22 protein-coding genes are annotated in these 20,904 nt (G+C 65.6%); 11 read left to right on the top strand and 11 right to left on the bottom strand.

All coding sequences use genetic code 11. The features are described from left to right. Positions 1–4: 4 nt before the first annotated feature. Positions 5–1,465, top strand: a complete 1,461-nt coding sequence (locus NK8_RS15990) for an NAD-dependent succinate-semialdehyde dehydrogenase (RefSeq protein WP_213229928.1) — start codon at positions 5–7, stop codon at positions 1,463–1,465. Positions 1,466–1,541: 76 nt separating this feature from the next. Here the strand turns inward: NK8_RS15990 and NK8_RS15985 are convergent, their stop codons facing one another. Continuing rightward, positions 1,542–2,141: a hypothetical protein gene (locus tag NK8_RS15985; RefSeq protein ID WP_213229926.1), complete on the bottom strand. Its 600-nt coding sequence runs from the start codon at positions 2,139–2,141 to the stop codon at positions 1,542–1,544. A 257-nt stretch (positions 2,142–2,398) separates the two neighbouring features. On the opposite strand from NK8_RS15985, the gene NK8_RS15980 reads away from it, so the two are divergent. Further along, positions 2,399–3,562 (top strand): metallophosphoesterase, encoded by a 1,164-nt coding sequence (locus tag NK8_RS15980; RefSeq protein WP_213229924.1) that lies wholly within the window; start codon positions 2,399–2,401, stop codon positions 3,560–3,562. 220 nt (positions 3,563–3,782) lie between these two features. On the opposite strand, the gene NK8_RS15975 is transcribed toward NK8_RS15980, so the two are convergent. From NK8_RS15975 to NK8_RS15955, 5 genes are all read right to left on the bottom strand, one after another. Then, complete coding sequence (locus tag NK8_RS15975) at positions 3,783–4,829, bottom strand: patatin-like phospholipase family protein (RefSeq protein WP_213229922.1); 1,047 nt, start codon at positions 4,827–4,829, stop codon at positions 3,783–3,785. 61 nt (positions 4,830–4,890) lie between these two features. Then, a complete protein-coding gene (locus NK8_RS15970) occupies positions 4,891–5,472 on the bottom strand; it encodes a hydrolase (RefSeq protein ID WP_061174600.1) in 582 nt (193 codons plus the stop codon). A gap of 36 nt (positions 5,473–5,508) precedes the next feature. Next, a complete protein-coding gene (msrB, locus tag NK8_RS15965; RefSeq protein ID WP_225936344.1) occupies positions 5,509–5,949 on the bottom strand; it encodes a peptide-methionine (R)-S-oxide reductase MsrB in 441 nt (146 codons plus the stop codon). Positions 5,950–6,037: 88 nt separating this feature from the next. Beyond that, positions 6,038–6,799 carry an ABC transporter permease gene (locus tag NK8_RS15960; RefSeq protein WP_061174602.1) on the bottom strand — a complete coding sequence of 254 codons (762 nt, stop codon included), beginning with the start codon at positions 6,797–6,799 and terminating at the stop codon, positions 6,038–6,040. After that, positions 6,796–7,722 carry an ABC transporter ATP-binding protein gene (locus NK8_RS15955; protein WP_213229918.1) on the bottom strand — a complete coding sequence of 309 codons (927 nt, stop codon included), beginning with the start codon at positions 7,720–7,722 and terminating at the stop codon, positions 6,796–6,798. The genes NK8_RS15960 and NK8_RS15955 overlap by 4 nt, the downstream gene beginning before the upstream one ends. 119 nt (positions 7,723–7,841) lie before the next feature. On the opposite strand from NK8_RS15955, the gene NK8_RS15950 reads away from it, so the two are divergent. Together NK8_RS15950 and NK8_RS15945 are read left to right on the top strand one after the other, a co-directional pair. Then, entirely contained in the window at positions 7,842–8,321 is a 480-nt protein-coding gene (locus NK8_RS15950; protein WP_162067103.1) for a 2,4'-dihydroxyacetophenone dioxygenase family protein, read from the top strand. A gap of 112 nt (positions 8,322–8,433) precedes the next feature. Beyond that, complete coding sequence (locus NK8_RS15945) at positions 8,434–9,285, top strand: 3-hydroxybutyryl-CoA dehydrogenase (RefSeq protein WP_213229916.1); 852 nt, start codon at positions 8,434–8,436, stop codon at positions 9,283–9,285. Here the strand turns inward: NK8_RS15945 and NK8_RS15940 are convergent. Both NK8_RS15940 and NK8_RS15935 read right to left on the bottom strand, forming a co-directional pair. Next, the gene (locus tag NK8_RS15940; protein ID WP_213229914.1) at positions 9,276–10,223 is read right to left on the bottom strand and encodes a glutathione S-transferase family protein; all 948 of its coding nucleotides are present in this window, start codon (positions 10,221–10,223) and stop codon (positions 9,276–9,278) included. The two genes, NK8_RS15945 and NK8_RS15940, sit on opposite strands and share 10 nt — an antisense overlap. 55 nt (positions 10,224–10,278) lie before the next feature. Beyond that, positions 10,279–11,250, bottom strand: a complete 972-nt coding sequence (locus NK8_RS15935) for an alpha/beta fold hydrolase (protein WP_213229912.1) — start codon at positions 11,248–11,250, stop codon at positions 10,279–10,281. Between the two features lie 106 nt (positions 11,251–11,356). Here NK8_RS15935 and NK8_RS15930 point away from each other — a divergent pair, with 106 nt between their 5' ends. From NK8_RS15930 to NK8_RS15900, 7 genes are all read left to right on the top strand, one after another. Further along, positions 11,357–12,271, top strand: a complete 915-nt coding sequence (locus NK8_RS15930; RefSeq protein ID WP_213229910.1) for a LysR family transcriptional regulator — start codon at positions 11,357–11,359, stop codon at positions 12,269–12,271. Between the two features lie 139 nt (positions 12,272–12,410). Beyond that, positions 12,411–12,698, top strand: a complete 288-nt coding sequence (locus NK8_RS15925) for a YXWGXW repeat-containing protein (protein ID WP_225936343.1) — start codon at positions 12,411–12,413, stop codon at positions 12,696–12,698. Between the two features lie 205 nt (positions 12,699–12,903). Then, positions 12,904–13,485, top strand: coding sequence for an RNA polymerase sigma factor (locus tag NK8_RS15920; RefSeq protein WP_213229906.1), 582 nt, complete (start codon positions 12,904–12,906; stop codon positions 13,483–13,485). Next, complete coding sequence (locus NK8_RS15915) at positions 13,482–13,922, top strand: hypothetical protein (protein ID WP_213229904.1); 441 nt, start codon at positions 13,482–13,484, stop codon at positions 13,920–13,922. Before NK8_RS15920 ends, NK8_RS15915 begins: the two co-directional genes overlap by 4 nt. After that, the gene (locus NK8_RS15910; RefSeq protein ID WP_213229902.1) at positions 13,919–14,392 is read left to right on the top strand and encodes a periplasmic heavy metal sensor; all 474 of its coding nucleotides are present in this window, start codon (positions 13,919–13,921) and stop codon (positions 14,390–14,392) included. Before NK8_RS15915 ends, NK8_RS15910 begins: the two co-directional genes overlap by 4 nt. Positions 14,393–14,454: 62 nt before the next feature. Next, positions 14,455–15,873 (top strand): DUF1800 family protein, encoded by a 1,419-nt coding sequence (locus tag NK8_RS15905; RefSeq protein WP_213229900.1) that lies wholly within the window; start codon positions 14,455–14,457, stop codon positions 15,871–15,873. Between the two features lie 4 nt (positions 15,874–15,877). Continuing rightward, on the top strand, positions 15,878–17,026 hold the full coding sequence (locus NK8_RS15900; protein WP_213229898.1) for a DUF1501 domain-containing protein: 1,149 nt from the start codon (positions 15,878–15,880) through the stop codon (positions 17,024–17,026). Positions 17,027–17,677: 651 nt separating this feature from the next. Here NK8_RS15900 and NK8_RS15895 read toward each other — a convergent pair. From NK8_RS15895 to NK8_RS15885, 3 genes are read right to left on the bottom strand one after another with little or no spacing between them, the layout of a single operon-like run. Continuing rightward, positions 17,678–18,325, bottom strand: a complete 648-nt coding sequence (locus tag NK8_RS15895) for an ankyrin repeat domain-containing protein (RefSeq protein WP_213229896.1) — start codon at positions 18,323–18,325, stop codon at positions 17,678–17,680. After that, positions 18,322–18,933 (bottom strand): cytochrome c, encoded by a 612-nt coding sequence (locus NK8_RS15890; RefSeq protein WP_213230382.1) that lies wholly within the window; start codon positions 18,931–18,933, stop codon positions 18,322–18,324. Before NK8_RS15890 ends, NK8_RS15895 begins: the two co-directional genes overlap by 4 nt. Then, positions 18,930–20,669, bottom strand: a complete 1,740-nt coding sequence (locus tag NK8_RS15885) for a PQQ-binding-like beta-propeller repeat protein (RefSeq protein WP_213229894.1) — start codon at positions 20,667–20,669, stop codon at positions 18,930–18,932. Before NK8_RS15885 ends, NK8_RS15890 begins: the two co-directional genes overlap by 4 nt. Between the last annotated feature and the right edge of the window lie 235 nt (positions 20,670–20,904).

Below are 20,904 nucleotides of genomic sequence, written 5' to 3'. Positions count from 1 at the left end.
AAACATGAGCATGAAGAACCAACTGAAGGACCCGACGCTCCTGCGTCACGAAGCCTACATCGACGGTGAATGGCAACACGCCGACGACAAGGCGACCTTCCCCGTCGTGAACCCCGCAACCGGCGAAACCCTCGGCACCGTGCCGAAGATGGGAGCAACCGAAACCCGCCGCGCCATCGACGCCGCAAACGCCGCCTGGCCAGCATGGCGCAACAAGACCGCCAAAGACCGCGCGATCATCCTGCGCCGCTGGTTCGACCTGATGACGGCCAACGCCGACGATCTGGCGCTCATCCTCACGACCGAACAAGGCAAGCCGCTCGCCGAGGCAAAAGGCGAGATCGCCTACGCCGCCTCGTTCATCGAATGGTTCGCGGAAGAAGGCAAGCGCGTCGCCGGCGACACCCTCGCCTCCCCCGCCGCCGACAAGCGTATCGTCGTCACGAAGGAGCCGATCGGCGTGTGCGCCGCGATCACGCCGTGGAACTTCCCCGCCGCGATGATCACGCGCAAGGTCGGACCGGCGCTCGCCGCCGGTTGCCCGATCGTCGTGAAGCCCGCCGAAGCGACGCCGCTCTCCGCACTCGCGATGGCGGTCCTCGCCGAACGCGCTGGCGTGCCGAAAGGCGTGCTGTCGATCGTCACGGGCGACCCGAAAGCCATCGGCGCAGAGATGACGGGCAACCCGATCGTGCGCAAGCTGTCGTTCACCGGCTCGACCGCCGTGGGCCGTCTGCTGATGGCGCAGAGCGCACCGACCGTCAAGAAGGTATCGCTCGAACTCGGCGGCAACGCACCGTTCATCGTATTCGACGATGCCGATCTCGACGCGGCGGTTGAAGGCGCGATCGCATCGAAGTATCGCAACAGCGGACAAACCTGCGTCTGCACGAATCGCTTCTACGTGCACGAGCGCGTCTACGATGCGTTCGCGCAAAAGCTCGCCGCAGCGGTCGGCAAGATGAAGGTCGGACACGGCACGGAAAGCGGCGTGGCGCTCGGGCCGCTCATCAACGAAGCGGCCGTGAAGAAGGTCGAATCGCACATCGAGGATGCGCTCGCGAAAGGCGCGACGCTCGTCGCCGGCGGCAAGCGTCACGCGCTCGGTCACGGCTTCTTTGAGCCGACCGTGCTTGCCGACGTCACGCCCGCCATGAAAGTGGCGAAGGAAGAAACCTTCGGTCCGCTCGCGCCGATCTTCAAATTCTCGTCCGACGACGAAGTCGTGCGCCTCGCCAACGACACCGAGTTCGGCCTCGCCGCGTACTTCTATAGCCGCGACATCGGCCGCATCTGGCGCGTGGCCGAAGCGCTGGAGTACGGCATGGTCGGCATCAACACCGGGCTGATCTCCAACGAAGTCGCGCCGTTCGGCGGCGTGAAGCAATCGGGCCTCGGCCGCGAAGGCTCGCACTACGGCATCGACGACTACGTCGTCATCAAGTATCTCTGCATGGCCGTCTGATCGCGCGATCAGGCATGTGAAAGTCAAAAAGCCTCGGCACGCGCGTGCCGAGGCTTTTCTTCGAGGTCTCGCCGACTTAGTTCGCAGCGCTTGCCGGGGTCACTTGCACCGCCGTCGCCGAGACGAAAACCGCGTGGATCGTGTCGCCCTTCTTCAGCTTCTCCGCTGCGATATCCGGCGTCAGATCGAACGTCTCGGTGCGCCACGGGCCGCGCAACGCGATCGTGCGCTTCTTGTTGTTGACGCTCTCGACCGTCGCGATGACTTCGACCTGACGCGTCGCATCGAAGCCCGTCGTGCCGTTCGCACCCGACGTCGGCTGATAGGTCGTCGTATCCGTACGCGCGCGCGTGCCGTTGCTCTTCACCTTCTCTGCACTCACCAGCAACGCATTCTTGTAGAGCACGTCGACGCGATCGCCGATGTGCAGCTTGTCGAAGTTGGTGACTTCCTTATTCACGAGCACCAGCGCGTCGCCGCGCGGGCCACGCACGGTCAGCGTCCGGTTGGCGGCGTCGATGCCCACGATGGTCGCCTGGACGTGAATCGGCTCGGCCTGGCCGACGATCTCCTGAGCCGACTTCGCGAGTGGCGCGTTCTGGGCCATGGCGAAGCCCATCGACGTAACGATTGCCGATGCGCAGAGAATCGAAATCGCAGAGAGTTTCAGGTTCATTGCATCATTCCTCGAACTAAATTTGTTGTACAGATTATTTCATTCGCAAGACCTCGCGATCGTGGGCGAGGCCGGGATAGTTATACCGCGCGCCTCCGCGCGATTCCAACTCATCACACGATATGTTACGACTTGGCCTCTTGCCTGAAACGGTCGAAAGCGCGCCCGGCGTCTAACCGGTAAAATCAGCGCCATATCCGGCCAGGGCGCACACCGCTCCCTCTTCTCGCCGCTTCTTCGATCTCTCCAGGGGCGCTATGCGACGCTCGGCTTTCTTCCTCCGCTTCATCGGCATCGGCGTTCTGTTTCATCTCTATGTCGGCGTGCGGCTCATTCCGGACGCGCCGGTCGGCCTGCCGCTCAAAGTGCTGGCTGCCGTTCTGCTCGCGGCGTCGGTCATCGTCATTCCGCTCGGCATGGCGGCACGCCAGATCGAACCGCAGTCGCTGGCGGACCGCCTCGCGTGGCTCGGGCTGACCGCGCTCGGGTTTTTCTCGTCGCTGCTGCTATTGACCTTCGCGCGCGATGTGATGCTGTTCTTCGTGCATCTCGTCGACTGGCTGCGCGGCGTACCCGTAGGCTCGCCGGCGCTTGTCGCGTATAGCGCGCTCGCCGTGCCGCTCTTCGCCGTGCTGCTCTCCGCGATCGGCTTCTACAACGCGCGGCGGCGCGCGCCGGTCGTGAGCGTGGATGTGCCCATCGCCGATCTGCCGGCCGCGCTCGTCGGCTTCACGATCGTGCAGATCAGCGACATCCACGTCGGACCGACGATCAAACGTCACTATGTGGAACGCATCGTCGCGGCGGTGAACGGGCTCGAACCGGATCTGATCGCGGTGACGGGCGATGTCGTCGACGGCACCGTGCCGAATCTCGCCGACCACACGCGCCCGCTCGCGGGCCTCACCGCGCGGCATGGCACGTTTCTCGTCACCGGGAATCACGAGTATTACTCGGGCGCGGACAAGTGGATCGCCGAATTCCGCCGTCTCGGCCTGACCGTGCTGCTCAATCAGCATGTCGTGCTGGATCACGACGGCGCGCGAGCCGTGATTGCGGGCGTCACGGATTTCAGCGCGGGCAGTTTCGATCCCGCGCATCGCAGCGATCCCGCCAAGGCGATCAGCGGCGCGCCCGACGACGCCACCGTGCGCGTGCTGCTCGCCCACCAGCCCCGTAGCGCGACGGCGGCAGCCGAAGCGGGCTTCACGTTGCAACTCTCGGGACACACGCACGGCGGCCAGTTCCTGCCGTGGAATTTCTTCGTGCGCCTGCAGCAGCCGTTCGTCGCGGGATTGGAAAAAGTGGGTGGGCTGTGGGTTTATACGAGCCGGGGCACCGGCTATTGGGGACCGCCGAAACGGCTGGGCGCGCCGTCCGAGATCACGCGGGTTCGTCTGGTTCCTTCGATCCCTGCATGACGGCATGAAAAAAAGGGACGCGCGGCGCGAGGCACCGCGCGTCCAGCGCTCGGGGATAAGCGCGGCGTCCGGACACGGGGATGAACGGACGCTCTCGGACTGGCAGGCGGGGTCCCGCCAGCGAGTCATTCAAAAATAGGGGATCGCCGAAGCCCGCACTACCAGAATATTCCTAAACGATAAAACATTCGCTCAACTCTCTCGGACTGCGAATCTTTCCTCATGCTTTCGCCGATACTGCGGCCGGCGTCGTCGCATAGACGCTCTTGTGCGGGGCCGTGCCTTCCCTCGGCCAGTCGGAGCGCGCGTCGAAGAACCATTCCGCGCGCTCGCGCCCCTTGCGGATCAGCGCATGGATCAGCGCCGGATTGCGATCCAGCTTCGATGCGTAATCGAGCGGCCCCGGATAATCCTTCGCATCGAGATGCATCTGCACGACGCGCACCTTGATCGGCTTGTAGCGCGTTGCGAGCGATTCGTCGGCCTTCAGCATCTCGTTCACGCGCGTCGTGAAATAAAGCTCCTGCCCGAGCGCAAGATTGCCGGACAGCTCGTTGCGCCGGTCGATGATCTCGTTCATCGATTCAGGCAACTCGCGCCGATACTGCGGATTGATCTGCACGACCCAGATTTCGTCGGGCCGCATGTCGATTGCGAAATCGGTGAACTCGCGCACCGGGGGATTGCTGCTGAAGAGGCCGTCCCAGCACATGCGGCCGTCGGCCGCGACCGCGCGATACAGCGGCGGCACCGCGGCCGATGCGACCAGCCGGTCCTGATCGAGCGTGTCGCCGGGGAAGATCACGCGGTCGCCAGTGTTCACGTCGGTCGCGCCGACGAGCAGCGTGGGCCGCGCGCGCCGCGCCGGCTCCGCCGGCAGCGACGCGAACGGCAGATGCTTGTCGAGCAGTTCGCGCAGGCGTTCCTCGGCGACCGGCGGATACAGATACGGGCTGATTTCCGCGTTGACGGGCAGCCGCGCGTACCACGTCCCGAGCGCATTGGCGAAGATATCCGGGCCGTCGCGCGCCTCCAGATCCTTCCAGAAACCGGCGAGGCGCCGCCGGGCGTCGGCGGGGCCGTCGAGCAACAGGCCCGCCCACGCGAGCGCACTGCACATCGCCCCGCCCGAGGTCCCGGACAGCGCCACGAGTTCGAAGCGGTTGAAGCACTCGTCGCTGAGCAGTCTTTCGAGCACGCCCGCGGCGAACGCCGCATGGCTGCCGCCGCCCTGGCACGCGATCGCTACTTTCGGAATGGCCGCCATCACAGAACCTCTCGCGTCCGTCGATATCGGACGTACGGTACAGGATAGGCGACGCGCGCCGCTATGCCAGCGCCGCCAGCACCTGCTCCGTCGAACGGATGCGCCCGATGCGCGGAAAGATGCTTCGGCAGGCCGATTCGTGCGTGTCGGCGTGCAGATCGCTCATCGCGTCCTCGACGAAGATCTGCTGATAGCCACGCTCGTGCGCGCCGCGCGCGGTCGAATCCACGCCGATGGCCGTCGCGATGCCGCCCAGCACGATCGTGTCGATGCCGCGGCGGCGCAAGTGCGAGTCGAGGTCGGTGTTGTAGAACGCGCCCCATTGCCGCTTGGTGACGACGATATCCGACGCCTGCACATCCAGTTCCGCGCACAACTCGCTCCAGCCGGCAGGCTCCGGCGCTTCCTGCGCCTGCCCCGCGTCGGTGATCGGGCGCAGTCCGCCGGGGCCGTTCGGGAACGCCACCTTGACGAGCACGACGGGCGCGCCGAGCGCGCGGAACCGATCGGCGAGCGCGCGCGCGTTGGCGAGCACGCTCGCGGCATCGTGAGGTTGCACGGGCAAGGCGGCGATACCCGCCTGCAGATCGATCAGCACGAGCGCCGTCTTCGCGCGATCGAGCTTGAGTTCGGGTGCGTTCATGAGAAAGTCGGGAGAAAGGTGGATGGATGCGCGATGTCAGGCTTCATCGTGAAGAAACTCGAGCGCCGCGCCGTTCATGCAATAGCGCAAGCCCGTGGGCTTCGGTCCGTCGTCGAAGACATGGCCGAGATGCCCGCCGCAGCGCCGGCAATGCACCTCGTTGCGCATGTGGCCGGTCGCGTCGGCGTGCATCGCGACGGCGCCGTCGAGCGGTTTCCAGAAGCTCGGCCAGCCGGTGCCGCTGTCGAACTTCGCCGCCGATGAGAATAGCGCGAGCCCGCACCCGGCGCATCCATACGTGCCGTCACGGTGCTCCTTGAGCAGCGCACTCGCGAACGGCGGCTCGGTGCCGCCGCGCCTGAGCACGCGGAATTGCTCGGCGGACAGACGGCGGCGCCAGTCGGCGCTGCTGTGATCGATCTCGTACGTTCTGGCGGGCGCCGAGCGCGCGCCACCGCCCGCGAACGCGGCCGCCATCACACCGAGAAAATTCCGCTTCGTGCGTCTCATGATTTTCATCCGATGAACGCCCTCGTGCCGCGCCGCGTCCGGCCGGCGCGCCGTTCTACGTTTTGAGCCGGTAACCCGTCTTGAAGATCCACGCGACGATCGCGATGAACACCGCAAGAAAGACCAGCGTCATGCCGAAACTCACGCCGACCTGGACATCGGCGAGTCCGTAAAAGCTCCAGCGAAAGCCGCTGATCAGATAGACGACCGGATTGAACAGCGCGACGGTCTTCCAGAACGGCGGCAGGATGTTGATCGAATAGAAGCTGCCGCCGAGAAACGTGAGCGGCGTGACGATCAGGAGCGGAATGATCTGCAGCTTCTCGAAGCCGTCCGCCCATACGCCGATGATGAACCCGAGCAGGCTGAACGTCACCGACGTGAGCAGCAGAAACACGATCATCCAGACTGGATGGTCGATTCTGAGCGGCACGAATAATCGTGCGGTCAGAAGAATGATCAGGCCGAGGATCACGGATTTGGTCGCCGCCGCGCCCACGTAGCTCAGAACGAGCTCGAAGTACGAGACCGGCGCGGATAACAGCTCGTAGATCGTCCCGGTGAATTTCGGAAAATAAATGCCGAAAGACGCGTTGGCGATGCTTTGCGTCAACAGCGACAACATCACGAGGCCCGGCACGATGAACGCGCCATAGCTGATGCCATCGACTTCCGGAATGCGCGAGCCGATAGCCGCGCCGAAGACCACGAAGTAAAGCGATGTGGAAATGACGGGCGACACGATGCTCTGCATCAGCGTGCGTCCGGCGCGCGCCATCTCGAAACGGTAGATCGCGCGAACGGCGTATAGATTCATTTGGTTTCCCTGACGAGGCTCACGAAAATGTCTTCGAGCGAGCTTTGCGTCGTTTGCAGATCCTTGAAACGCACGCCGGCTTCGTCGACGTGGCGCAGCAGCGCGATGATGCGGCCCGGCTCGTCGTGCGCGTCATACGTGTACGTGAGCTCGCCGCCGTCCGCTGAACGCGTGAGGCCGTAGGGCTGAAGCGCGCCGGGGATTTCCGCGAGCGGATGTTCGAGTTGCAGCGTGAGCTTCTTCTGCCCGAGCTTGCGCATCAGTTCGCGCTTCTCCTCGACGAGCACGATCTCCCCGCGATTGATGACGCCGATGCGGTCCGCCATCTCCTCCGCTTCCTCGATGTAATGCGTCGTCAGGATGATGGTCACGCCGTTGCTCTGCAGCTCGCGCACGAGGCCCCACATGTCGCGGCGCAGTTCGACATCGACGCCCGCGGTAGGCTCGTCGAGAAAGAGGATTTCAGGTTCGTGCGCGAGCGCCTTCGCAATCAGGACGCGCCGCTTCATGCCGCCCGACAGCGTCATGATCTTGTTGTCCTTCTTGCTCCAGAGCGAGAGCGACTTCAGCACCTTCTCGATATGCGCCGGATTCTTCGGCCGGCCGAACAAGCCGCGGCTGAACGACACGGTCGCCCAGACGGTTTCGAAGGCGTCGGTAGTGAGTTCTTGCGGCACGAGGCCGATCATCGCGCGCGCGGCGCGATAATCCGTGAGGATATCGTGCCCGGCGACGGTGACCTTGCCCGCGCTCGGATTCACGATGCCGCACACGGTGCTGATGAGCGTCGTCTTGCCCGCCCCGTTCGGGCCGAGCAGCGCGAAAATCTCGCCGCGCCGGATCTCCAGGTTCACGTCCTTGAGCGCGCGGAAGCCCGACCCGTAGGTCTTGGACAGATTGGATACGGTGATGATGGTTGGCATGGCGGGACGATAGCAGATACCGGACGATCCGGCTCGGACGAAGGGGTCGTCCGTTCGGCCGATGTTCGCCGGGCTCCGCACTGCCTACAATGCACTGCTGAATGCCAGGAGCCGACACCATGCTGTTCGAACAGATCCAGACCACTTGCCTCAACGACGCGGACCTGCCGTGGGTGCCCTTCACGCCGTACAGCGCGCGCGTGCTCGTCAAGTATTTCAAGCTCGACCCGATCCGCGGCGAGGTCATCGCGCTCATGAAGGCGCCTGCCAAAGGGCAGATGCCGCGGCATCGTCATACGGGAACGGTGATCGTCTATACGGTCGAGGGACGCTGGAAGTATCGCGAGCACGACTGGATCGCGGAGCCGGGAAGCGTCGTATACGAAACGGCCGGATCGAGCCACACGCCCGAAGCGCTGCCGGCGGTTTCGCGCAGCGCGGATATCGTCACGCTCAACATCATCCAGGGCGAACTGCTCTTCGTGAACGACGAAGGACAGGTGCTCGCCGCCGAAAACTGGCGAAGCGGCTGGGACCGCTACGCTGCCTTCTGTCATGCAAACGGCATTGCGCCGCGAGATTTGACGGCTTTCGGGTAACGTCGCGGCCCGCGTCGCTGGTTAGAATCGTCCCTGGACGCGCCGTGCGCGCTTTCGACCATTTCCGTTTTGCCGGCCGCTCGCGCCGGCGCAGATCAAGGAGGAGCAGGACATGACCATTCAGACCGTCGGCATCGTCGGCGCGGGAACCATGGGCAACGGCATCGCGCAGGTCGCGGCCGTCGCGGGCTTCAAAGTGGTGCTGATCGACGTCACCGACGCCGCGCTCGCCAAGGGCGTCGCCGCGCTCACGGGCAGCCTGGAGCGGCTCGTTTCGAAGGACAAGCTGGAGGCGTCGGCGCGCGATGCGGCGTTGAAGCGCATCGAGACCTCGACCGATTACGCGCGCCTTTCCGAAGCCGACATCGTGATCGAAGCCGCGACGGAGAACGTCGAACTGAAGAATCGCATCCTGAAGCAGATCGAAGGCGCCGCGCGCGCCGATGCGATCATCGCGTCGAACACGTCGTCGATCTCGATCACCGCGCTCGCCGCGATCCTCGCCACGCCCGAGCGCTTCATCGGCATGCACTTCTTCAATCCGGTGCCGCTGCTGCAACTCGTCGAAGTGATTCGCGGCGTGCAGACGAGCGACGAAACCGCGTCCGCCGTGCGCGAACTCACCGAGAAGCTCGACAAATCGCCGATCGGCGTGCGCAACTCGCCGGGCTTCGTCGTCAACCGCATTCTCGTGCCGATGATCAACGAAGCGTTCTACGTGCTCTACGAGGGCGTCGCGAGCGCGGAGGAAATCGACGCGGGCATGAAGCTCGGCGCGAATCATCCGATCGGCCCGCTCGCGCTCGCGGACCTGATCGGCCTCGACGTGTGCCTCTCGGTGATGGACGTGTTCCTGAAGGACTTCGGCGATTCGAAATACCGCGCGTGCCCGCTGCTGCGCGAACTCGTCTCGGCGGGACGCCTCGGCCGCAAGACGAAGCGCGGCGTGTACCGCTACGACTGAGCCGCGTCGAACCCGAGCACCGGTCCGGCGGGCACGATGCCCGTCGGATTGATCGTCCGATGGCTCTCGTAGTAATGCCGCTTGATATGCTCGAAGTTCACCGTCGCGGCGACGCCCGGCATCCGGTAGATCTCGCGCACGTACGCCGAAAGATGCGGATAATCCGCGATGCGCCGCAGGTTGCACTTGAAGTGGCCGACATACACCGCATCGAAACGCACGAGCGTCGTGAAGAGGCGGATGTCCGCTTCGGTGAAGCGCTCGCCCGTCAGATAGCGGCGCGTGCCCAGACGTTCTTCGAGGAAGTCGAGCGTCTCGAACAGCGGCGTCACTGCTTCTTCATACGCAGTCTGCGTCGTCGCGAAGCCCGCCTTGTAGACACCGTTGTTGACCGTGTCGTAGATACGCGCATTGAGGGCGTCGATCTCGCCGCGCAACTCGCGCGGATAATAATCGCCCGGTTTCGCGCCGATGCCGTCGAACGCCGAATTCAGCATCCGAATGATCTCCGACGACTCGTTGTTGACGATCGTTCCGCGCGCCTTGTCCCAGAGAATCGGCACGGTCACGCGCCCGGAATAGTGCGGATCGGCGGCGGTGTAGACCTGATGCAGAAAGCGCGCAGCGTTGATCGGGTCGGGCACGACGCCCGGCGCGTGGTCGAAGGTCCAGCCGTTTTCCAGCATCAGCCAGTTTACGACCGAAACGTCGATCATCCCTTCCAGCCCCTTCAAGGCGCGCATGATGAGCGTGCGATGCGCCCACGGGCACGCGAGACTCACATAAAGATGGTAGCGCCCCGCCTCGGCCTTAAAGCCGGTATCGCCGTCAGCCGTCACCCAGTTGCGGAACGCGGCGTCCTTTCGCACGAAGCGTCCGCCCGTGGACGACGTGTCGTACCACTTGTCCTGCCATCGCCCGTCGACGAGAAGTCCCATTTCGATGCTCCCTGTTTGCCGTCGCACACGACGCGCGCAACGGCGTCGATAGATATCAGTTGGATGAAGGCGCGTCGATGAAGCGCACGAGTTGCGCCATCGTCGCATCCGGCGCTTCTTCCATCAGCCAGTGGCCCGCGCCCGGCACGACCACGCCCTGCACGTTCGTCGCGACGAGTTTCGCCTGATCGATCAGGAACGTGCCCGACGCGCGCTCGCCGGTAAGGACGAGCATCGGCATGGCGAGCGGCGTTTTCGCGAAGGCGGCGAAGTCCTCCGCGTCTTGCGGGAACGCGTGGAAGTATTCGAAGCCCGCGCGCATGCGGCCGTTGCGCGCATATTGCGCCGAATAATAGCGGCGATCGGCCTCGCTCACAGAATGCGCGGGATCGGCGGCGAAGTCGTTCCAGAAATGCTCGAAGAAGGTGCGTTCGCGGCCCCGCACGAGCTTTTCCGGCGTGTCGCCGTAGAAGTTGAAGTGCCATTTGTCGCGCAGCAGCCAGACTTTCTGCCAGTCGCCGACGCCGGGCAAAAACGCGTCCATCAGCACGATGCTTTCCACTTCGTCGGGATACTGCGCCGCGTACGCATACGCGACCATCAGCCCGATGTCATGTCCGACGAGCTTCACCTTGCGAAATCCGAGCGCCTGCACCATAGCGTGGATGTCTTGCGCGAGCGTCTTCTTGTCGTAGCCGGAAGCGGGCATCGCCGAGCCGCCGGCGCCCGGCAGATCGGGCGCGATCACCACGCGCTCGCTCGCGAGACGCGTCATCAGCGGCTGCCACATGCGGCTCGTTTCCGTGTAGCCGTGCAGGAGCACGACGGGCGTCGCATTGCCCTGCCCGGCTTGCAGATAGTGCAGTTCGACGCCGTTCGCGTCGATCGTGCGCGACTGGATCGCGCTCGCGGCGGCAGACGGTTGCGGCGCGCGCGGCGCGTTCGCGGCATGCGCGAGCGGTTGCAGGGCGGCGGCGGCCAGCAGCACGCCGGCGGCGCGTCGCATCGTGTGAAGGAAGGCTTTCATCGTTCAGCTCCATCGAAGGTTGGTTGGTTCGATGAAGCGCATGTTGGACCGCCGCGCCGGTTTTGCCGTACGATCCGGACGATGAACTCGTTCGATGGAGTCGAACATGTTGTCAGAGGACGAACTCTCGCTGCTCGATGCGATCCGCGAAACCGGCAGCCTGTCGCGCGCCGCGGCGCGGCTCGGCAAGGCGCCGTCGACGGTCTCGCATGCCGCGCGCCAGCTGGAAACGCGCTTCGACGCGCTGCTGTTCGACCGGCGCCGCTATCGCCTGCAATTGACGCCCGCCGGTCATCTGCTCGCCGACGAAGCGTCGCGCCTGATGCTCGACGTGTCGCGGCTCGCGCAGCGCGTCAAACAGATCGCGAGCGGCTGGGAAGACCGGCTGTGGATCGTCTGCGATGAAATCCTCGAATTCGAGACACTGCTGCCGGTCGTGCAGGCGTTCGATGCGCTCGATTCCGGCGTCGCGCTGCGCATCACGCACGAAGTCCTGAGCGGCACCTGGGAAGCGTTGCGCGACGGCCGCGCCGATCTGATCGTCGGCGCGACCAACGAGCCGCCCGCGATTCCCGGCCTGCGCTGGTTCGAGCTCGGCGTGATGCAATGGGTGTTCGCGGTGTCGTCGCGGCATCCGCTCGCGCAAGTGGACGGGCCGCTCCGGCGCGAGCAGATCGCGGCGCATCGGGCGGTCGTCGTCGCGGATTCGTCGCGATCGGCGGGACGCGCGTACGGCGTGCTCGGCGGCCAGGCCGCGTTCGCCGTGCCGACGATGCGCGCGAAAATCCTCGCGCAGCGGCACGGACTGGGCACGGGCTGGGTGCCGCGGCATCGCGTGGCAACGTTGCTCGCGCGCGGCGAGCTCGTCGAAAAGGAAACCGCCGATCCGCGCGAGCCGAACGTTCTGTATGTCGCGTGGCGTGGAGATCACGAAGGCCGCGCGCTGCAATGGTGGACCGAGCAACTGCGTCAGCCGCGCCTCGCGAAACGTCTCGTCGACGGACTGGACGCGTTCGCGTAAAAACCGGTTACAAATTCGCCGCCGCAAGCGCGACGGAAATCGCCGCGCCACTGCGTTCAATGTCTCGTCGCAACCTGAAACGACGGGACACATCATGAGAAAAACACCTTCGCCGCTGCGTGCGGCGCTTGCGGCCGCGATGCTCGCGCCGGTCATCGCGGTTTCATTCGCTGCCCTGCACAGCGAGCCCGCGCACGCGCAGGCCATCATCATCGCGCCGTCCGCGCCACCGCCGGCCCGCGTCGAAGCGCCTCCGCCGCCGCGCTCCGGTTACGCATGGGATCCGGGCCACTGGCGCTGGGCGCATGGCGGCTACGTCTGGGCGCCGGGACACTGGCGGCCGGTGCGCGCGGGTTATCGCTGGATTCCGGGACATTGGGTGCAGCACGGGCCGAACTGGCGCTGGGTCGAAGGGCACTGGGCGTGACACGATCGAATCGAGGTGGCTCATCATGCTGAAGGCATTGCTTGCGGCCGCGCTGGTCGCCGCGACGCTGACTGGCTGCGTCGTGTATCCGGCGCGGCCTGTCTACTATCGCGGGCCGGTCGTCGTTTACTGAGGATGCGGGCGAAGGCGTCGATTCGCTTCGCCCGCGAGCAGTCCGACATGCGCAACGAGACCCGACACCACATTGAACGAAGAAGAAGATCCGGATACCGCGCTCATTGCCCGCGTCGGCAATCGGGAAGCGGGAGCCGTCCGCGAGATGGTCGCGCGCAAGCTCCCGCGCATCGTCGCGCTCGCGGCGCGCATGCTCGGCGACCGTGACGAGGCCGACGACGTGGCTCAGGAAGCGTTCCTGCGCATCTGGAAGATCGCCCCGAAGTGGCGCTCCGGGTCCGCGCGCTTCGATACGTGGCTGCATCGCGTGACGCTCAATCTCTGCTATGACCGTCTGCGGCGTCATCGGGAGACGAGCGTGTCCGATGACTGGCCGGAGCAGGCCGATCTCGCGCCCCTGCCCGACGAACGTCTCGATACGGCGCACGCGAGCGCGCACATTCGGCGGGCGCTCGCCACGCTGCCCGCGCGCCAGCGCGAAGCGCTCGTGCTGCAGTACTACCAGGAACTGTCGAACGCGGAAGCGGCGGCGGCGATGGGCGTGAGCGTCGAGGCGCTCGAAAGCCTGCTCGGCCGCGCGCGGCGCAACCTCAGGACCGCGCTTGCGGATCTCGCGAATACCGGCGACGACGCCCCGAAGGAACATCGATGACACCCGAACGATTCCGACAACTCACGGAGGCCTACGGCGCGTCGCCGGAACGCTGGCCTGCGGGCGAACGCGACGCGGCGCTCGCGCTCGTGCATGCGGGCGACGCGCAGACGCTCGCCGCGCTCGCCGAAGCGCGCGCGCTCGACGACATGCTCGATGCACACGCCGTCGCCGCGCCGAGCCCGGCGCTCGCGCGGCGCATCGTCGCTTCGGCGCCGGCGCAACCCGCGCGCGCCTTCTGGCGACGTCCGCGCATCTGGTTCTCGGGCGTGGGGTTCGTCGGCGCGGGCGCGGCGGGCGTCGCGGCGGGCGCGCTGCTGGTTTCGCTGCTCGCGCCCGCACCCGCGCCGGGGGACAGCGCGCATGGCGGCTGGTTCGAGCAATCCTATTCGGGCACGGCCTTCGGCGGCGCCCCTTCCGACTGGAGCGATCAATGAGTCCACGCACGCTGAAGACGCTCGCGGCGGTGTCGCTCGTGCTGAATGTGTTTCTGATCGGATCGATCGCGGGCGGCGCGTATCGATGGTTCGCGCAGCAGCGCACCGAAGCCGCGCAGCCGCGCGGCATCCGCTTCGCCGCCGCCGATCTCTCCGCCGAGCGCCAGCGCCAGTTGCGCGACGCGTTGCGCGAGACGCGCCGCGCGAGCCTGCCGCTGATCCGCGATGCACGCGACGGGCGTATCGATCTCGCGCAAAGCCTCGCGGCGCGCGACTTCGATCGCCGTGCGCTCGACGATGCCCTCGCCCGCACGCGCCAGGCCGATGCCGCGTTGCGCGCGCGTATCGAAGGCACGGTCGCGGACTTCGCGTCGACGCTCACGCCCGACGAACGGCTGAAGCTCGTCGCGGCGATGGAACGTTACGGTCCGCTGCGCGCCCTTCCACCTGACGCGCGGCCCAAGCAATGAATCGCGCGACGGATTTTCCGCGCACCAGCGTTTAACCGGCATCGAGCACTTCGGAGCACCTCATGGCCATCGCGCCGTCACTCTCGCCTGCCGCCATCGCGGTGAACCGCTTCGGGCTCGGCGCGCGTCCGGGCGAGCCGCTGCCCGCCGATCCGCGCGGCTGGCTCATCGAACAGGCCGATCCACCCAAGAGCGCGTACCGACCGATGCCGTCCGGGCTGAGCGGCCAGCCATCGAGCGCCGCGCTCGCCGCGCGTTTCGCCGAACGCCAGCGCGCGCTGCGCGACGCGAGCGACGCCGACAAGCCCGCCGTGCGCAAGCAGTACAGCGAACAGATCCGCGACGCCTACCGCGATGCCGTCGATGCGCGCATGACGAGCGCGCTCACGACGAACACGCCTTTCATCGAACGCCTGGTGCATTTCTGGGCGAACCATTTCGCCGTGTCGATCGAAAAGCCGCCCGTCGCGATGCTCGCCGGATCGTTCGAGAACGAAGCGATCCGCCCGCATGTGCTCGGGCGTTTCGAGGACATGTTGGTCGCGGCAGAGCGGCATCCGGCGATGCAGATTTTTCTGGATCAGGCGCGCTCGGTCGGACCCGACAGTCCCGCCGCCGCGCGCGCCGCGATGCGCAATCCCGACAACCGGCGCGGGCTCAACGAAAACCTCGCGCGCGAGATCATGGAGCTGCATACGCTCGGCGTGCGCAGCGGCTACACCCAGGCCGACGTGACCGAGTTCGCCCGCACGCTCACCGGCTGGAGCCTCGGCGCGATGACGGCGGCAGCCGCGAACAATCCCAACGATCCGACGCCGCCCGGACAGTTCGTGTTCCGTCCGCGTCTGCACGAGCCGGGCGTGCGTACCGTGATGAGCACGCAATACGCGCAGGTTGACGAAGCGCAGCCGCTTGCCGTGCTGCACGATCTGGCGAACGCGCGCGCGACCGCGCATCACATCGCGGAGAAGCTCGCGCGCCATTTCGTCGCCGATACGCCGCCGCCCGCGCTCGTCGATCAGCTCGCGAACGTCTTCAGCGATACGGGCGGCGATCTGCCTTCGGTCTATCGCGCGCTGATCGACGCGCCGCAGGCGTGGCAGCCCGCGTCCGCCAAGTTCAAGACGCCGTGGGACTGGACCGTCTCATCGCTGCGCGGGCTCGGCCGCACCGATCTGCAAGGCGTGCGCGCCGCGCCGCTGCTCACGCAACTGGGCCAGCAGGTCTGGCGTCCCGGCTCGCCCGCCGGTTACGACGATATCGCCGCGAGCTGGGCCGCGCCCGATGCGCTCGTGCGCCGCGTCGAGCTTGCGCAGCGCTTCGCGGCGCGCGCGGGTGACCGGCTCGACGCCCGAACGCTCGGTCCGCAACTGCTTCCCGGTGCGCTGTCCGAGGCGACCGCGAATGCCGTGTCACGCGCCGAAAGCGCGCCGACCGCGCTCGCGCTGCTGCTCGTGTCGCCCGACTTTCTGAGGAGATGAATTCATGCTGACGCGTCGCCAATTTCTCTGGTGCGCGGGCGCGAGCGCCGGCGCGATGCTCGTCGCGCCGCAGTTCGTGTTCGCTTCCGCCGACACCGAACGGCGCTTCGTGTTCGTGATCCAGCGCGGCGCGGCCGACGGGCTGAACATCGTCGTGCCTTACGGCGATCCGGCTTACGCGACGTTGCGCGGGCCGCTCGCGATCGACGCATCGGGCGCGACGAAGCTCGACGGCATGTTCGCGCTGCATCCGGCGCTTGCGCAGGTCGGGCAGATGTATCGCGCCAGGCAGGCGCTGTTCGTGCACGCGGTCGCGTCGCCGTATCGCGAGCGCTCGCACTTCGACGGCCAGAACGTGCTCGAAACCGGCGGCAACGCGCCGTATCGGCTGAAGGATGGCTGGATGAACCGCCTTCTTTCGATGCTGCCCGCGCCGCGCGCCGATGCCGTCGCGTTCGCGCCGACCGTGCCGCTCGCGTTGCGTGGCCGCGCGGACGTGACGTCATACGCGCCGTCGTCGCTGCCGCAGGCGCCGGACGACCTCATCACGCGTGTTTCGCAACTCTATGCGGGCGATGCGCAGCTCCATCCGCTCTGGGATGCCGCGATGCAGGCGCGCGGCCTCGCCGCCGATGCGGGCGCGCGTCAGGACCCGGCGAGCCTCGGCAAGCTCGCGGCGGGCTTTCTGAGCAAGCCGGACGGCCCGCGCATCGCGATGATCGAAACCGGCGGCTGGGACACGCACAGCGCGCAGAACCCGCGCCTCGCGGCGCAACTGAAGGCGCTCGATACGATGCTCGCGGCTTTGCGCGATGGACTCGGCGAACATTGGGCGAACACGACGGTGGTCGTCGCGACTGAGTTCGGCCGCACCGCGGCGGCGAATGGCACGGGCGGCACGGATCACGGCACGGCGTCGGCGGCGATGATCGTCGGCGGCGCGGTGGCGGGCGGGCGTGTGCTCGCGGACTGGCCGGGACTCGCGAATGCATCGCTCTATCAGGCGCGCGACCTCAAGCCGACGACCGGGCTCGATGCAGTCATCGCGAGTGCGGCGGGAGAGACCTTCGGGATCGAGCCGGAGCGCGTCGGCGCGATGCTTTTTCCCGATTCTGGCAGTCGGCGATTGGGACAACGAATTTTGATCGGCTGAGGCTTGAGTTGGGGTTTTGGCCGGATCCCGTATTCGTGTCGGTTTATTAGCACTGCCCCTGTGCGGGGCGGCAGTCACTTTCTTTGCTGCTGCAAAGAAAGTAACCAAAGAAAGCAGCTCGAAACGCCCGCGGTCACACGCAATTTGGGTGTTCTTCTCGTTGATCGTGGGCTCAGTAGCGAGTGCCCTCGTAGGCCCCATCGGGCTTGGACCGCGCACGGTCTGCCACATCGCGCCGCATGCGTGGCTGGTTCAGCACGAAATGGCTCCGGCCCGCTGCGCGGCCGATGGGTACATCGGGTCTGCATGTGCTTCTGCGCTTCTCTTTTTTCGTCGGTTCCCTCGCACACCCATCGGCAGCGCGTAGCGCTGTGCCGGAACTGTTTCGTGCTGAACCAGTGCGCTTAAACAACTAGCTAGTCAGACCGTGCGCGGTCCACGCCCGGTTAGGCCTGCGAGGGCACTCGCTACTGAGCCCACGGACAACGAGAAGAATACCCAAATTGCGTGTGACCGCGGGCGGCTCAAGCTGCTTTCTTTGGTTACTTTCTTTGCAGCAGCAAAGAAAGTGACTGCCGCCCCGCACAGGGGCAACGCCAATAGACCGACACGAATACGGGATCCAGCGACAACAACCAAAGCGCCCCGCCCTCACCCTTTCGCCAACAACGCCGCAACATGCATCGATCCGGTCTGCTCCGCGATATCCTTCGCGGTCATGCCGCGATCATCGCGCAGATCACGTTGCGCACCACGCGCAAGCAGCATCGACGCGGTCTCTTCCTGATCATAGCCCGCCGCCCACATCAACACCGTGAGGTGATTGCGATAGGCCGCGTTCACATCGACGCCCGCATCGAGCAGGCGCTGCACGACAGCTGTATGTCCGCGCCCGGCCGCATACTCGATCGCGGTCTTGCCGACGCGATCCGTCGCGGCGGCATCGGCATGATGCGCGAGCAGCAACGCGGCGATTTCGTCGTTGCCGGTGAAGGCCGCGGCCATCAGCGGCGTGATGCCCTGCGCGTCCGCCTGACTCACCTTCGCGCCGCGCTCGATCAGCATGCGCGCCATCGGCGCCAAGCCCTTCTTGCACGCGCTGATGAGCGGCGTGTCGCCGATGCGGTTGCGCGAATCGATCGCCGCGCCGTCATCGAGCAGACGCGTGACGGCCGCCTGATCACTCTCGCGCACGGCGGACAGCAGGCGTTCGTTGAGGGCGTACGCATCGGTCTGCGCGTGCGCGGTCGTCGAAAGCGCCAATGCCAGCAGCACGCAGCGGAGTCGTTTGACGCTCATTGCAGATTCGCGATGTAGTTTGCGAGATTTTCGATGTCCGCGTCGGTCAGATTCTTCGACACGCTCGTCATGTTGCCCGCGTCGTTGGTGCGCCTCCTGTCACGGAAGTCCTGCAACTGCTTGACGATGTACGGATACTGCTGACCGGCCACGCGCGGAATTTCGTTTTGCCCCTTGAAGCCACCGAGATGGCACATCGTGCAGAGAATCTCTTCGGACTTCTTCCTGCCCGCTTCGACTTTCACCGGATCGGCCTTGAAGTCGGTGGCGATGAGCTTCTGCGCGGCGAAGTAATCGGCGAGGTCGTGCATGTCGGCGGGCGTGAGGTTCTCGGCCATCGGCGACATGCGCGGATCGCTGCGGCGGCCCGCCTTGAAATCGCGCAATTGCAGATAGAGATAGCGCGATGTCTGTCCCGCAAGCGATGGATAATCGCCCGTCGTCGAGTTGCCGCCCAGCCCGTGGCAACTCGTGCAGATCGCCGCCTTCGCCGCGACCGCCTGCGAATCGGCGCGCGCGAAGGACGGCAGCGACAACAGCGCGCACGCGACGATCCACAGCACGTACACGAGCCAGACGCGCAGGCGTTTCGAGCGCACCGTCATCAGGGCAGCGCGAACACGAGCAGGCTGTTGCCGCGCTTGAAGTCGAGCTGCGTATTGCCGCCCGCCGCGACCGCGATGTACTGCTTGCCGTTCACCATGTACGACACCGCCGGCGCATTGACGCCCGCGCCGCACTGGAACTCCCAGAGCTTGCGGCCGGTCGCGGCGTCGAAGGCGCGGAACAGCCCGTTGCCTTCGCCGTTGAACACGAGCCCGCCCGCGGTGGCGAGGACGCCGCCGATCAGCGGCTGGTCCGTCTTGAAGCCCCACGCGATCTTGCCGGTATCGACGTTCACCGCGACGAGCCTGCCCCATTGCTGCTCGGACGGAATCGTCTTGAACGCGCCGCCGAGCCACAGCTTGCCGCCGGGATACGCCGCTTCCTCGACCTGATACGTCATCGGCTGATGCAGGTTCGCGGCGTAAGCCATGCGCGTCTTCGGGCTAAAGGCCATCGGCGACCATTCGACGCCGCCGTTCGCGCCCGGCAGCATGCGCGCGCCGGTCGCTGTCGGCAGGGTCCAGACGCCTTCCTGCGGAATCATCGCGTCGGAGATGCGGATGATCTTGCCGTCGCGCCGGTCGTGCACATAGACGAAACCGGTCTTGCCGCCGTGGATGATGCCCGGGACCATCTGTCCGTTCTTGTCCTTCACGTCGATGAGAATCGGCGGACTCACCGCGTCGAGATCCCACACGTCGTGCGCGATGTACTGGGAATGCCACTTGTACTTGCCGGTATCGAGCTCGATGGCGACGAGCGAATCCGTATAGAGATTGTCGCCGGGACGAATCGCGCCATAGAGGTCCGGCGACGGATTGCCGACCACGAAATACACCGTGCGCGTTTTGCGATCGACCGCGGGCGCCATCCACACGCCGCCGCCGAGCGTCTTGTTGAAGTCCGTGCCCTTCTCCGCGAGCGTCTTCTTTTCGGCGGCGATATCGCGTTTCATGTTGCGGCCGACGGCGTCGTTCTCGGCCCACACGCCTTCACTGCCCGTGTCGGGGATCGTGTAGAAGGTCCACAGCAGCTGGCCGGAATTCGCATCGAACGCCTTCACGAAGCCGCGTATGCCGTACTCGCCGCCGTTCGTGCCGATCAGCACCTTGTCGTCGACGACCACAGGCGCCATCGTCTCCGAATAGCCTTCTTCGGGATCGGCAATCTGCGTCGACCACACCACGTTGCCGGTCTTCGCGTCGAGCGCGACGAGCTTCGCGTCGAGCGTGCCCATGAAGAGCCGGTCGCCCGAGATCGCCACGCCGCGATTGTTCGGCCCGCAGCAGAAGGTCGTGACCGGACCCATCTTGTGCTTGTAATGCCAGAACTCCTTGCCCGTCACCGCGTCGATCGCATAGACGTGGTTGTACGACGTGGTGAGGAACATCACGCCGTTCGAGACGATCGGCGCGGTTTCCATCGACTCCATCACCGCCGTCTGGAAGATGAACGCGGGCTTGAGCTTCGCCACATTCGATGTGTTGATCTGCGTCGCGGGCGCATAGCGCGTTTCGGCATACGATCCGTTCGAATGCAGCCATGACGCGCTGTCGCCCGCGGCGCCGTCGAGTTGCTGCTGCGAGATGGGTCGCAGTGAACTCGGGACCGGCGATGCTTGCGTCGTATTGGCGTTCTGGATTTCTTCGGCGGCTTCGATTCCGGGCGATGTCACGATCCCGAAAGCACCGATGGCAACAATGAGCGGGACAAGCGAAGTACGGGAAAAACCGGCCATGTCAGTCTCCCAAATCGTTCTTGTGTCGGCCTCGTGGTGCGCGGCGGAACATGCCTGCTCTCTTCTGCGCCCGCAAAAAAGCATAGGCAATTTAAAAACGCATTTCCAGAAACATCGAAAGGCTGCGATGAAGGGTATGTCAGGGGCAGGCACGCGACGATTTTTAGTAGTATGGATTGGAGTGCCGTTATGATTGCGCCCGTCATGCCGGTAGCAGCTTGCCGTATCGCCGGCT

Origin of the sequence: Caballeronia sp. NK8 (assembly GCF_018408855.1) — a bacterium.
Taxonomy (GTDB): Bacteria; Pseudomonadota; Gammaproteobacteria; order Burkholderiales; family Burkholderiaceae; genus Caballeronia.
The sequence above is the reverse complement of the archived record's forward strand: the minus strand, read 5'-3'. Positions and strand labels throughout refer to the sequence as shown.